14 protein-coding genes are annotated in these 12296 nt (G+C 60.9%); 9 read left to right on the top strand and 5 right to left on the bottom strand.

Annotated features, from left to right (window positions below):
- Window positions 1–56 precede the first annotated feature (56 nt).
- Window positions 57–509 carry a GatB/YqeY domain-containing protein gene (locus ACSQ8R_RS11665; protein WP_436253505.1) on the top strand — a complete coding sequence of 151 codons (453 nt, stop codon included), beginning with the start codon at window positions 57–59 and terminating at the stop codon, window positions 507–509.
- A gap of 111 nt (window positions 510–620) precedes the next feature.
- On the opposite strand, the gene ACSQ8R_RS11660 is transcribed toward ACSQ8R_RS11665, so the two are convergent.
- Together ACSQ8R_RS11660 and ACSQ8R_RS11655 are read right to left on the bottom strand one after the other, a co-directional pair.
- The gene (locus ACSQ8R_RS11660; RefSeq protein ID WP_436253504.1) at window positions 621–953 is read right to left on the bottom strand and encodes a BrnA antitoxin family protein; all 333 of its coding nucleotides are present in this window, start codon (window positions 951–953) and stop codon (window positions 621–623) included.
- The gene (locus tag ACSQ8R_RS11655; protein ID WP_436253503.1) at window positions 916–1209 is read right to left on the bottom strand and encodes a BrnT family toxin; all 294 of its coding nucleotides are present in this window, start codon (window positions 1207–1209) and stop codon (window positions 916–918) included. The genes ACSQ8R_RS11660 and ACSQ8R_RS11655 overlap by 38 nt, the downstream gene beginning before the upstream one ends.
- Window positions 1210–1385: 176 nt before the next feature.
- Between ACSQ8R_RS11655 and dnaG the strand changes: the two genes are divergently transcribed.
- On the top strand, window positions 1386–3389 hold the full coding sequence (gene dnaG / locus ACSQ8R_RS11650) for a DNA primase (protein ID WP_436253502.1): 2004 nt from the start codon (window positions 1386–1388) through the stop codon (window positions 3387–3389).
- Between the two features lie 654 nt (window positions 3390–4043).
- On the top strand, window positions 4044–6107 hold the full coding sequence (gene rpoD / locus ACSQ8R_RS11645; RefSeq protein WP_345925163.1) for an RNA polymerase sigma factor RpoD: 2064 nt from the start codon (window positions 4044–4046) through the stop codon (window positions 6105–6107).
- Window positions 6108–6174: 67 nt separating this feature from the next.
- Here rpoD and ACSQ8R_RS11640 read toward each other — a convergent pair whose 3' ends face one another.
- The 3 genes from ACSQ8R_RS11640 to ACSQ8R_RS11630 all read right to left on the bottom strand — a co-directional run bounded on the left by ACSQ8R_RS11640 (window position 6175) and on the right by ACSQ8R_RS11630 (window position 7453).
- Window positions 6175–6414 carry a DUF2798 domain-containing protein gene (locus ACSQ8R_RS11640; protein WP_436253501.1) on the bottom strand — a complete coding sequence of 80 codons (240 nt, stop codon included), beginning with the start codon at window positions 6412–6414 and terminating at the stop codon, window positions 6175–6177.
- Between the two features lie 203 nt (window positions 6415–6617).
- Window positions 6618–6962: a DMT family transporter gene (locus ACSQ8R_RS11635; RefSeq protein WP_436253500.1), complete on the bottom strand. Its 345-nt coding sequence runs from the start codon at window positions 6960–6962 to the stop codon at window positions 6618–6620.
- Between the two features lie 5 nt (window positions 6963–6967).
- Window positions 6968–7453, bottom strand: a complete 486-nt coding sequence (locus ACSQ8R_RS11630; protein ID WP_436253499.1) for a TetR/AcrR family transcriptional regulator — start codon at window positions 7451–7453, stop codon at window positions 6968–6970.
- Between the two features lie 240 nt (window positions 7454–7693).
- Between ACSQ8R_RS11630 and ACSQ8R_RS11625 the strand changes: the two genes are divergently transcribed.
- The 6 genes from ACSQ8R_RS11625 to ACSQ8R_RS11600 all read left to right on the top strand — a co-directional run bounded on the left by ACSQ8R_RS11625 (window position 7694) and on the right by ACSQ8R_RS11600 (window position 12224).
- Window positions 7694–8851, top strand: coding sequence for a DUF930 domain-containing protein (locus ACSQ8R_RS11625; RefSeq protein ID WP_436253498.1), 1158 nt, complete (start codon window positions 7694–7696; stop codon window positions 8849–8851).
- Window positions 8852–8950: 99 nt separating this feature from the next.
- Window positions 8951–9991: a zinc-dependent alcohol dehydrogenase family protein gene (locus tag ACSQ8R_RS11620; protein WP_436253497.1), complete on the top strand. Its 1041-nt coding sequence runs from the start codon at window positions 8951–8953 to the stop codon at window positions 9989–9991.
- 115 nt (window positions 9992–10106) lie between these two features.
- A complete protein-coding gene (locus tag ACSQ8R_RS11615) occupies window positions 10107–10505 on the top strand; it encodes a DUF427 domain-containing protein (RefSeq protein WP_436253496.1) in 399 nt (132 codons plus the stop codon).
- A gap of 174 nt (window positions 10506–10679) precedes the next feature.
- Complete coding sequence (locus ACSQ8R_RS11610) at window positions 10680–11213, top strand: adenylate kinase (protein ID WP_436253495.1); 534 nt, start codon at window positions 10680–10682, stop codon at window positions 11211–11213.
- A 157-nt stretch (window positions 11214–11370) separates the two neighbouring features.
- Window positions 11371–11724: a DUF1428 domain-containing protein gene (locus tag ACSQ8R_RS11605; protein ID WP_436253494.1), complete on the top strand. Its 354-nt coding sequence runs from the start codon at window positions 11371–11373 to the stop codon at window positions 11722–11724.
- A 77-nt stretch (window positions 11725–11801) separates the two neighbouring features.
- Entirely contained in the window at window positions 11802–12224 is a 423-nt protein-coding gene (locus tag ACSQ8R_RS11600) for a secondary thiamine-phosphate synthase enzyme YjbQ (protein WP_436253493.1), read from the top strand.
- Window positions 12225–12296 lie beyond the last annotated feature (72 nt).

The following is a 12296-nucleotide window of genomic DNA, read 5'->3' as shown; positions in this document are numbered from 1 at the left end:
GGAAAAGCCACAATTCACCATGCCTGCGGCCGGCTTTTTCCCAAGGAGAAAAAAAGATGATGCGCGACAAGCTTTCCGATGCGCTCAAGGAATCCATGAAGGCCAAGGACACCCGCCGGCTTTCGACCGTGCGGCTGATCCAGACCGCGATCAAGGATCGCGACATCGCCAATCGTGGTCTCGGCAAGGATCCGGTCAGCGATGACGACATCCTGCAGATCCTTCAGAAGATGGTGAAGCAGCGCGAGGAATCGGCAAAAATCTACCAGGATGCCGGACGCGCCGAACTTGCGACGCAGGAGCGTGATGAAATCGAGGTCATCAAGGGCTTCATGCCGGAGCAGCTTTCCGAAGAGAAAGTCCGCGAATTCTGCCAGGCCGCAATCAGCGAGACCAGCGCGCAGGGTCTGCGGGACATGGGCAAAGTCATGGGCGTGCTGAAGGAAAAGCACCCGGGCCAGATGGATTTCGCCAAGGCTTCGGGCCTGGTGAAAGAGTTGTTGAAGTAAGCTGCCGTTTCGAGACCGGCAAATTAAAGGCGGGAATCCGGTCACGGGACTCCATAATCTCGACTGCCTGTTTCCGCCTTTAAATTTGCCGGATATTCGAAGCAGGAGGCGTCATTTCTTGTGGCTCTTCTGTTCGCGCATGTAGTGCCTAAGCACCGCGTTGATGCGGGTCTGATAACCCTTGCCGGTGGACTTGAAGAAATCGATGACGTCCTCATCCACGCGGAGGGAGATCGACTTCTTGGACTTCGGCACAACGAGCATGGCCTTGGACCAGTCGATATCCTTGAACTCCGCCCAATCGGGATCGTCCGCGATCGCGCGGTCGATTTCCTCGTCGGTCATTGCCTTGACGCGGGCCCAATCGGTCTGGCTTTTTTCGCCCCGTGCACGCTTCAGGCGAAGCTCATCGAGGGTAACGGTCGTCATAGAGTCTTTGCTCATTCTTCCTGGCCGCCCGTGCTGAGATGATCCGGCACTTTTCGCCTCTCATCGTGTAAACCACTGCTATTAGGCGTTTTGTATCGGGACAAATCGCAAGTATGCGGATTTCTCCATTTCGATCCGAGGGAAATTCGAGGCGCGGCTCCTGGAGAGCGAATACCGCATCTTCGAAATCGATCCGATGCTTTTCAAGATTGGTTCTACGCTTGTCTTCATCCCACTCGAAGATGGAGAGCGACTCTTGCTCATGATTCATCGCGGTACCTTAAAGACTTCAGTTGCCTTCAGGCACGTGATGCGCCACCTGTATAGGCAATATGTAGATACAGGGTGCGAATTCGTCAAGCCTGTGAATAGCGGGCAGCGTTTCCCTTAGCGGTGGCGTTCCTACCGGCCAGCGCTTATATGGAGGCTGGCCCCCGAGAGGTAGAGATGCGCTTTTCCAACAGTTTCCTCGACGAGATCCGTGATCGCGTGCCGATATCGGCCGTTGTCGGCCGTCGGGTGACGTGGGATCGCAAGAAGACCAACGTGTCGCGCGGCGACTATTGGGCCTGCTGCCCTTTCCACGGCGAGAAGAGCCCGAGCTTCCATTGCGAAGACCGCAAGGGCCGATACCACTGCTTCGGCTGTGGCGTCACGGGCGACCATTTCCGCTTTCTCACCGAACTCGAGGGACAGAATTTCCCCGAAGCCGTGCAGACGGTCGCGGACATGGCCGGCATCGCCATGCCGCAGCCGGACCCGCAGGCCGAGAAGCGTGAGAAGGAGCGCACGACGCTGCTCGACGTCATGGAACTGGCAACGCAGTTCTTCCAGGACCAGCTCCAGAGCGCCGTCGGTGCCAAGGCGCGCGCCTATCTGCGCGACCGCGGGTTGACGGGCCGCACCATCGAGACCTTTCGCCTGGGCTACGCGCCGGAAAGCCGCAATGCTTTAAAGGAACATCTGGCGGCCAAGGGCGTGCCCAAAGACCAGATCGAGGCCTGCGGCCTCGTCGTGCACGGGGAGGGGATCGCCGTCTCCTACGACCGTTTTCGCGACCGCGTGATGTTCCCGATCCTGTCGTCGCGGGAAAAGGTGATCGCGTTCGGCGGCCGCGCCATGGCGCCGGACGCTCCGGCGAAATATCTGAACTCCAATGAGACCGAGCTCTTCCACAAGGGGCAGGTGCTCTACAATTTCGCCCGCGCCCGGCGCGCCGCGCAAGCCGGTCCCGGGAAGAGCGAAGGCGGGACGATCATCGCCGTCGAAGGTTACATGGATGTCATCGCGCTGCATCAGGCCGGCGTCGAGAATGCCGTGGCGCCGCTCGGCACCGCGCTGACCGAAAACCAGCTCGAGCTTCTCTGGCGGATGACCCCGCAGCCGGTGCTCTGCTTCGATGGCGACGGTGCGGGCCTGAGGGCCGCAAGCCGTGCCGCCGATCTGGCGCTTCCATTCCTGAAACCCGGAAGGTCGGTGCGTTTCGCGCTTTTGCCCGACGGCAAGGATCCGGACGATCTCGTCAAGCACGAAGGCCGCGCGCCGTTCGACAAGGTTCTCAACGATGCAAAGCCGCTGGTCGAGATGATCTGGCAGCGCGAGGCGGCGTCGGCAAGTTTCGATACGCCGGAAAAACGCGCCGAGCTCGAGGCGCGGCTGAAGCAGATCGTTTCCGTCATCGCCGACGAAAACGTGCGTCGCCACTACCAGCAGGCCATCCGCGACCGGCTGAACAGCTTTTTCGCGCCGGCGCCGCGCGGCGGCGGCGACCGGCGCCAGAATTTTCAGCGCGGCGCTGGCGGCGGCAGGCCGGGACAGGGTGGCCCGCCACAGGGACCGCGGGCCGCGGGAAGGGCCGCCGGGGTTTCCGACCGGCTTGCGCGCTCCGGCCTCGTGCGCGGCTACCGCGACCTGCCGGCGCTGCGCGAAGGCGTGCTGGCGCTGACCATCGTCAACCATCCCCAGCTTCTGCTGGAGGAATATGACGAGATCGCCGCGATCGATTTCGAGAACCGCGACCTGCAGCGCTTTTGGTCGGCGATGCTGCCGGCCGCCGCGACAGCGGGGCCTAACCTTTCGCGCGAATACCTGATGCAGCGGCTTGCCGGCGAGGGGTTCGACGTGATGCTGAAATCCCTCGACCAGCAGGTGCGCAACGCGCGGCTCTGGACTGCGACCGAGATCGCCGCGCTGGAAGACGCGCGCGAAGGCTATCGGCAGGCGCTGTCGCTGCACAAGCGCACAAAGGCGCTCAGGCTCCAGAAGATCGAGCTGGAACGGGAGATCGCCGAGACGACGGAAGCAGGCGACGCCGGCGAGATCGAGCCGCTGTTGCGCGCGCTGTCCGAAGTCCAGCTCGAAATCCTGCGGATGGAAAACCAGGAGGCGATCATCGACGGGTTCGGGGTGCTCTCGGGCCGGGTGAAGGGGGCCGCCGTCAGCCACGGCTGAGGGATGCGCAGCTTGAAATTCTCGCCGTTGCCGAACGATGACGGGGCCCCATTGTATCGGCGTTGAGTGGGCTTAAAGGGGGAGCCTGAAGCGAACGCCGCGCCAATTGCGGTGTCTCACCGTTCAGTGCGGCAACGATGCCGAACGGCGCGGAGATGGCGGCGATCAATCCGAGATGCGTGCCGGAAATCGACATTGCCACGCTGATGGTAACCCAGTATGACGGTGCTTCCCGGGAGGGAATATGCCCGACGAAAAGCATAGGCCTTTATGTCTACGCAAACCCTTGTCTTTCAGGGCTTACCGCCTACATATCGGTTAAATCTGGTGAGCGTACCCCTATTAGAGCCCCTCAAAAGGCATATTTTCGACTTTTCCTGGGTATGACCCCTGGAAAGGCTTGACGGGGCGTTAATTTGTGGGAATCACCATTTCAAGGCAAATAGGCGGAGTGGGTCAATAGCACCGAACATGACCGGTGATCCTCTTGTAGGACGGTCCTGAGTGAAAAACGGCCGCCGAATGGTAATCGGGAATTAAAGGTCATTCCGTTACGTGTTGGACAGTGATTCGCGACTAAGGCGGTCAACCCCGTCTTCAGCCGGTGGCCACGAAGCGCGGCGAAAGTAGCGTTCAGGGAAAGCGACTAAATACATGGCAACAAAAGTCAAAGAAAACGAAGAAGCAGAGAACGAACGCGAGGGCTCGCACGACGGTCCGCTTCTCGACCTTTCTGACGACGCCGTCAAGAAGATGATCAAAGCCGCAAAGAAGCGCGGCTATGTCACCATGGACGAGTTGAACTCGGTCCTGCCGTCGGAGGAAGTCACCTCCGAGCAGATCGAAGACACGATGGCGATGCTGTCGGACATGGGCATCAATGTCGTCGAAGACGAAGAGGCGGAAGAAACCGCCGCCAGTGACGACGACGCCGACGGCGACAGCGACGACAATGAGAGCGAAGGCGGCGAAATCGCCACCACCTCCAGCACCGCGCTCGCGACTGCGAAGAAGAAAGAGCCGACCGACCGTACCGACGACCCGGTGCGCATGTATCTGCGCGAAATGGGCTCCGTCGAGCTTCTGTCGCGCGAAGGCGAAATTGCGATCGCCAAGCGCATCGAGGCCGGCCGCGAAACGATGATCGCCGGGCTCTGCGAAAGCCCGCTGACCTTCCAGGCGCTGATCATCTGGCGTGACGAACTGAACGAAGGCACGACCCTGCTTCGCGAGATCATCGATCTCGAAACGACCTATTCCGGTCCTGAAGCCAAGGCTGCGCCGCAGTTCCAGAGCCCGGAAAAGATCGAGGCCGACCGCAAGGCCGCCGAGGAGAAGGAAAAGACCCGCAAGGCCCGCTTCTCCGCTGCCAATGACGACGACATCACGGCTGTCGGCGGCGATGGCATGAACCTCGAGGAGGAGGAAGAGGACGACGACGAGTCGAGCCTTTCTCTCGCCGCGATGGAAGCCGAGCTGCGTCCCCAGGTCATGGAGACGCTCGACACGATCGCCGACACATACAAGAAGCTGCGCAAGCTGCAGGACCAGCAGGTCGAGCAGCGTCTCGCGGCGACCGGTACGCTGTCGTCTGCCCAGGAGCGCCGCTACAAGGAGCTCAAGGACGAGCTGATCACGGCGGTCAAATCGCTGTCGCTCAACCAGAATCGCGTCGATTCCCTGGTCGAGCAGCTCTACGACATTTCCAAGCGCCTGATGCAGAACGAAGGCCGCCTGTTGCGCCTCGCCGAATCCTACGGCGTCAAGCGCGACAGCTTCCTTGAGCAGTACCAGGGTGCCGAGCTCGATCCGAACTGGATGAAGTCGATCGCCAATCTGGCCGCTCGCGGCTGGAAGGAATTCGCGCGCGCCGAGAACACGACGATCCGCGATATCCGCCAGGAGATCCAGAACCTGGCGACGGAAACCGGCATCTCGATCGCCGAATTCCGCCGGATCGTGTCGATGGTGCAGAAGGGCGAACGCGAAGCGCGCATCGCCAAGAAGGAAATGGTCGAAGCGAACCTTCGCCTCGTCATCTCGATCGCCAAGAAGTACACGAACCGCGGCCTGCAGTTCCTCGACCTCATTCAGGAAGGCAATATCGGCCTGATGAAGGCGGTCGACAAGTTCGAATACCGCCGCGGTTACAAGTTCTCGACCTATGCCACATGGTGGATCCGGCAGGCGATCACCCGTTCGATCGCCGACCAGGCCCGCACGATCCGTATTCCGGTGCACATGATCGAGACGATCAACAAGATCGTCCGCACATCGCGCCAGATGCTGCACGAGATCGGCCGCGAGCCGACCCCGGAAGAACTGGCCGAAAAGCTCGCCATGCCGCTCGAAAAGGTCCGCAAGGTCCTGAAGATCGCCAAGGAACCGATCTCGCTCGAAACCCCGGTGGGCGACGAAGAGGATTCGCATCTCGGCGATTTCATCGAGGACAAGAACGCGCTTCTGCCGATCGATGCGGCCATCCAGGCGAACCTGCGCGAGACCACGACCCGCGTTCTCGCCTCGCTGACGCCGCGTGAAGAGCGCGTGCTGCGCATGCGCTTCGGCATCGGCATGAACACCGACCATACGCTCGAAGAAGTCGGCCAGCAGTTCTCGGTCACCCGCGAACGTATCCGCCAGATCGAGGCGAAGGCGCTGCGCAAGCTGAAGCACCCGAGCCGCAGCCGCAAGCTGCGCAGCTTCCTGGACAGCTGAGCGGTTTCAGATATGAAACATGCAAAACCCGGCCCGCGAAAGCAGGCCGGGTTTTCTGTTTTGGTGATCAGGCTGGCCGGATGATGGACTGCACGATCCGCCGCGTCACCGGCAGAGCTCCCAGTAGGGTCGGGTATGCGATGAGCCAGGAGACCAGCCATGCGGACATCCAACTCGGCAGAAATTCGGGAGCAAAGCCGAGGTTCTTGAGTGTCGCGACACCTGATACGACAAAAGTCATCAGGATGGATAGAATGAACGGCATGAGAAGAGCGGCATAACGTGCGGGGAGGCGTGTAAGCTTCATGGTGAAGACTTTCCTGATGAGGATCGTCGATCGATATCGAGCATATGCATCCGATCAAAATCGTCAGTACCGACGATCCGGGGTTGGGATGCGTTGCTTCACGTTAGACGCTTACGGCTGAGTTCAGATCCAGCGACCGCTTCAATAGCGAAAAGCAGGACATCTTGCAATATCGGGCGGTCGCCGAAACTCGGCACTCGTTTTCAATGCCCGACCGAGCTCGAAAACACGTTGACGACCACGACGCCGGAGATGATCAGGCCGAGGCCGATGATGGCGGCGGTGTCGAGCGTCTGGCGGAACAGCACAAGGCCGACGGCCGAGATCAGCACGATGCCGAGGCCGCTCCAGATCGCGTAGGCGATGCCGACCGGCAGCGTGCGCAAGGCGATCGACAGGAGATAGAAGGCGGCCGCATAACACAGCCCCATCAGGATGGTCGGAAACGCCCGGGTGAACTGCTGGCTCTGCTGCAGGAAGGTCGTGCCGATGACTTCCAGCACGATTGCGGCGGCGAGAGAGCCGTAGGTGAGGAGGGCTGGGTTCATTGTCGTTACTCTTGTTTCGTGAGGCTTTGGAGATGGTCGCGGAGTTTGGCGAGTTCCTCCGCCGGCAGACCGTCCGCCTCCATGAGGTTGGCGAGCCAGATGCCGTCCGCTGCGTAACGTGCGAGCTTGAAGGCCGGATGACTGTCGGTTTCAGCGTGGCGTTCGAGCCGTTCGCGCATCCATTCCGACCAGAGCTGCCTCAGCCGCGGATCGGTCATGCAGGAGATCGACAGCGCCGCCCAGGGGCTTTCGGCCCCATCACGGGTCACCTGAAAAAAGGCGTCGATATAGGCGCGCGTGAACCGGCCGCGATCGGCATCGTCCTCGCTCATCAGCCGGTCGATCTCCACGTCGAGCTTGCCGAGCAGGTCTTCGAAGACCGCTTCGATCAGGGCCTGCTTGCTGGGGAAGTGGTGCAGCAGGCCGCCCTTGGTGACCAAGGCCGCATCGGCCACTGCCTGCAGGGTGAGGCTGCCGAGACCTTCGTCCACGGCGCACCGCGCCGCATGATCCAGAAGGGATCGCCGCACCTGTTCGGGCTGTTTTTCGCGTCTGTGAGCTTTTGACATGGATAAACATACCATGTGGTCGGTTTGTTTGCAACGGCGACTACATCCGAATCCCGTGGGAGAGGGGCGGCAGCGCAACTCGCTGCCGGAAAGCTGGATTTTGCTATGTTTTGATCACTCGGGGACTCGATCCGGGCGGCTTTCCATCTTACATCCGCTGCGATGACGGATTTATCTGGAAAGCCGCGCGGCGACATAAGATGGGGCATTCCTGCCTCCATCCTTGTGCATGTCGTGTTCGTGGCGGCGCTGTTCCTCCACCTGCCGGTCGATCAGTCCGAGCCGGAGAAGGAAGAGAGCGTACAGGTCGAGATCGTTCCTCCGCCGGAAGAGCCGGAGAAGAAACCGGAAGAGGCGAAGCCCGAGGAAAACAAGGCCGAAGAAAAGAAACCAGCCGAAGAGGCGAAGCCGGAGGAGAAGAAACCTCCGGAACCTGTAAAACAGGAAGAGGCCAAGAAGGTGGAGCCGTCTCCGCCTCCTCCGCCGCCTGAGCCGCCGAAGCAGGAGGAGGCCAAGGCGCAGGAGCCGCCGCCGGCACCCAAGGAAAAAACCGCCGAGCCGTCGGCCGCCGCCGAACAGGCCAAGGGGCAGCCCTTGCCGGTTCTGCGCCCTGTCTTCGAATTCGGCGAGAAGGACACCGGGCCGAAAAAATCCGAAACCGGCAATGCATCGAAGGAAACGACCAGCCCGCCTGCCGAGAGCAAGGCGGATGCGGAGGCCGTCGAACCGGTGAAACAGGCAAAGGAAGCGCCTGCCGTCGTGGAGGCACCACCGGCCAATCCGGTGCCCGACAATATCCAACTGCCGGAGGTCGGCATTGCGGCAGCCAACGGATTGCGGAACGGTCCGGTCGCCGGGGTTTCGCCGGATGCGGCCAAGACCGAAATCGTGACGGCGCCGCCGGCCGCGTCGCCCAAGAGCGATCCTTCCAAGACACCGACGGCAGGCAAGCCGGTTGAGCTGACGAAGGCAAAGACGCTGTTTTCACAGAGCGAGACGGATGATCCTGTTGCTACGACGGCGATGGGCAGCATTCCACGGGGCGTTCGCGCGGGCCAGCTTTGTGCAACGGAACTCAGCTTTCAGCTGTGGCGCGCGTCTCCGCCCTATCCGGCGGACCGGGTACGTTCCTACCGGCTATCCAGCGGATCGGTTTTGGAAGTCAAGCGCAGTGAGTTTCGGGCGAATGCGCAATGGTATGACCTCAGTTTTCGCTGCGAATTGAACGAGGACGCCACCAAGGTAATCTCCTTCGCCTTTGAGATCGGTGCGCCGGTGCCGCGAAGCGAGTGGCGCAAGCGCGGCTTTCCGGATTTGTGATCGGCCGATCTGCGAATATGACTTAGGTAGGGGATCACCCTTGGTTGACCGGCAGATTGCTGCGACTATGTTTCACCCACTTTCCGATGGGGGCCTGCGATGAAAGCCATGTTCTACGAAGCCTTTGAAAAGGCACCCGAAATCCGCAATCTTCCCGACCCGGAGCCGAGTTTCGGTGGCGTCGTGGTCAAGGTCGGCGCGAGTGGGCTCTGCCGCAGCGACTGGCATGGCTGGATGGGGCACGACCCGGATATCCGCCTGCCGCATGTGCCGGGCCACGAGCTTGCCGGCAAGGTGGTGGCCACCGGCAAGGGCGTCATGCGCTTCAAGATCGGCGACCGGGTGACGGTGCCGTTCGTTTCCGGTTGCGGCCATTGTTCCGAATGCCATTCCGGCAACCAGCAGGTCTGCCCCAACCAGTTCCAGCCGGGTTTCACCCATTGGGGCTCGTTCGCCGAATATGTGGCGATCGACTATGCCGACACCAACCTCGTGCACCTGCCCGAAGAGATCGACGATGCGACGGCGGCGAGCCTCGGCTGCCGGTTCGCGACCTCCTTCCGCGCGGTTGCCGACCAGGCCCGCACCGGCCCGGGCGACTGGGTTGCCGTGCATGGCTGCGGAGGCGTCGGCCTGTCGGCGATCATGATCGCTACCGCGCTTGGAGCCAACGCCATCGGCATCGATCTTTCCGAAGACAAGCTGGCGTTTGCCCGTCAATGCGGTGCGGTCGCAACCATCAATGCGAGCACGGTTGCCGATGTGGTGGAGGCGGTTCGCGAGATCACCAAGGGTGGCGCCCACGTATCGATCGATGCGCTCGGCCACCCGGTCACCTGTTTCAACTCGATCAAGAATCTCCGCCGCCGTGGCCGGCATGTGCAGGTCGGGCTGATGCTCGGCGAACATGCCACGCCCTCGATCCCGATGGCGCAGGTGATCGGCCACGAGCTGGAGATCTACGGCAGCCACGGCATGCAGGCCTGGCGCTACGATGCGATGCTGGCCATGCTGAAGGCCGGCAGGATGAAGCCGCAGCAGCTGATCGCCAAGCGGATCACCCTCGAAGAAGCGGTGCCGGGCCTGATGACGCTCGACAAATCCGAAACGCCGGGAATCAGCGTGATCACAACGTTCTGACCGGTGTCCCCCGGATTGTTCGCCGTCGATGGCCGGAGCATTCCGCTGCGGCCGCTTGGTGGCGGTTCGGGGCGCCCTATATCGAGGGCATGCGTCGAACCCGAAAGGACGAGCCATGAACGTCAGGGCACAGAAAATTCCAGGACCGGATCATCCGATCACCGTTGCGCACAATCCGGCGCGGGTGGTGGTGAAGCTCGGTGGCCAGGTGATCGCTGACAGCGTCAATTCGCTCACCTTGCGCGAGTCCTCCTATCCGCCGGTCCACTATATCCCCCGCAAGGACGTTGATATGTCGCTCCTCGAGCGGACAGACCACCAGAGCTATTGCCCGTATAAGGGAGAGGCCTCCTATTTCAGCATTCCGGCTGGCGGCGACCGTTCGAAAAATGCCGTCTGGTCCTACGAGAACCCCTACGAAGCCGTCTCCGGGATCAAGGAGCATGTCGCCTTCTATCCCGACCGGGTCGATTCCATCGAGGAGTTCGGCGCGCCTGAAGCGGGTCAGTTCTGACAGGCGGATGGGCGACCGAGGCTACGCTTGCCGTCCTTCGGAGCTTTGCGGGTGAAAACCCTGGAGGGCGAAGAAAACCCGGTGCACTTGTCGGCCCCTAACCGAAATGTGGAATTCTATAGTAGATACTGTTGTTGCATCCCATTATGGGATGGGTGTCTCGGGCGGTTTGTCTTGCTGGAGATATTTTCGTCGATGTCGCGGATCGTGATTCTCGGTAATGCAGGTGGTGGAAAATCCACTCTCGCTCGCAAACTTGGCGAGAAGCGAGGTCTTCGGCATGTCGAAATTGACCGCCTTCTTTGGCAAGAGGGTTGGCTTCTAACGCCGCCTGATGTCTATGCACTCAAGCATGAGCAAATCATTTCTGAAGATGCCTGGGTGATCGACGGGCTCGGAAGCCTGGACTCGATCCCGGCGCGCCTTGCGCGAGCAACGGAAATCATCCTCATCGATATGCCGCTATGGATGCATTTCTGGCTCGCAGCAGAACGGCAGATGGCCTGGATGTCTGGGAAATTCGAACATGCCCCAGGCGGTATTTCTGCTATGCCCCCCACGCGCGAGCTTTTTCGCACGATTTGGGATGTCGATCAGGGTTGGATGCCCACTCTTCGAGAGCTTTGCACAGAGGCGAAAGTCCAAGGCAAGCCGCTGGTGCAACTTCGCAGCGTGGAAGAACTGAATGCATTCGGAAATGCTATCTGATCCGGACACACGGCACTTTTCGAGGAATCCTTGAGTTTCGCGACAGATATTTTGCGGCGGAGAGTATTCTACATTTAGGTTAGGGACCGGGGTCCCCTTGTCGGCTTTGCTTTCCCTCCCACGTCCTTGGGGTGTTGACGCAACAAGGAGGGAAATCATGCCCTATGTCGATGGATTTATTCTGGCCGTGCCCAAGGCCAATCTCGAACGCTACAAGGACATGGCGCGCCTTGCCGGTGCGGTGTGGATGGAGAATGGTGCGCTATCCTACGTGGAATGCGTTGCAGACGACGTGCCCTATGGGGAACTGACCTCTTTTCCGCGGGCGGTGCAGGCCAAGGAGGACGAGATCGTCATCTTCTCCTGGATCACCTATGAAAGCCGGGCCCGCCGGGACGAGATCAATGCCAGGGTGATGAAGGACCCGCGGTTTTCCGGAGACGAGTGGACGCAGGTCTTCGACGGCAAACGGATGATCTTCGGCGGCTTCGAGCCCTTCCTGACATTGTAGCCGGCCGATGATAGGAGTGCCGTCTCCCTGCCGGTGCTTCTATCCTTGCCGCCGGCGCTTTTGTCGATGAGGACCCCATGCCCCAGACCGTGATCTCGATTTCCACAAGCGGCCAGGGGCTTTATGAATTCACCGAAGCGGCGCAGGATTTTTTGCGCCGCCTGCAGGTGGGCGAGGGGCTGCTGACGGTGTTCGTGCGTCATACGTCCTGCTCGCTGATCATCCAGGAAAATGCGGATCCGGATGTCCGCCGCGACCTGAAGACCTTCTTCTCCCGTCTGGTGCCGCCCACCACCGATCCTGGCATGGGCTGGGTCACCCACACTACCGAAGGCCCCGACGACATGCCGGCGCATATCAAGGCGGCGCTGACCGCCGTCTCGCTCGGCATTCCCGTCAGGGACGGACGGTTGATGCTCGGCACCTGGCAGGGCATCTACCTCTTCGAACATCGCGATCACCCGCATGTCCGCCAGGTCGTGCTGCATCTTTCGCCATGATCTTCCGGCCGTGAGCGGGACATGAATACCGGCTGAATGGCAAGTTAGGATCTTGTTCAGACCCGCCGGGCT

Source organism: Neorhizobium sp. LjRoot104, assembly GCF_964253725.1.
Lineage (GTDB): Bacteria > Pseudomonadota > Alphaproteobacteria > Rhizobiales > Rhizobiaceae > Neorhizobium.
The sequence above is the reverse complement of the archived record's forward strand: the minus strand, read 5'-3'. Positions and strand labels throughout refer to the sequence as shown.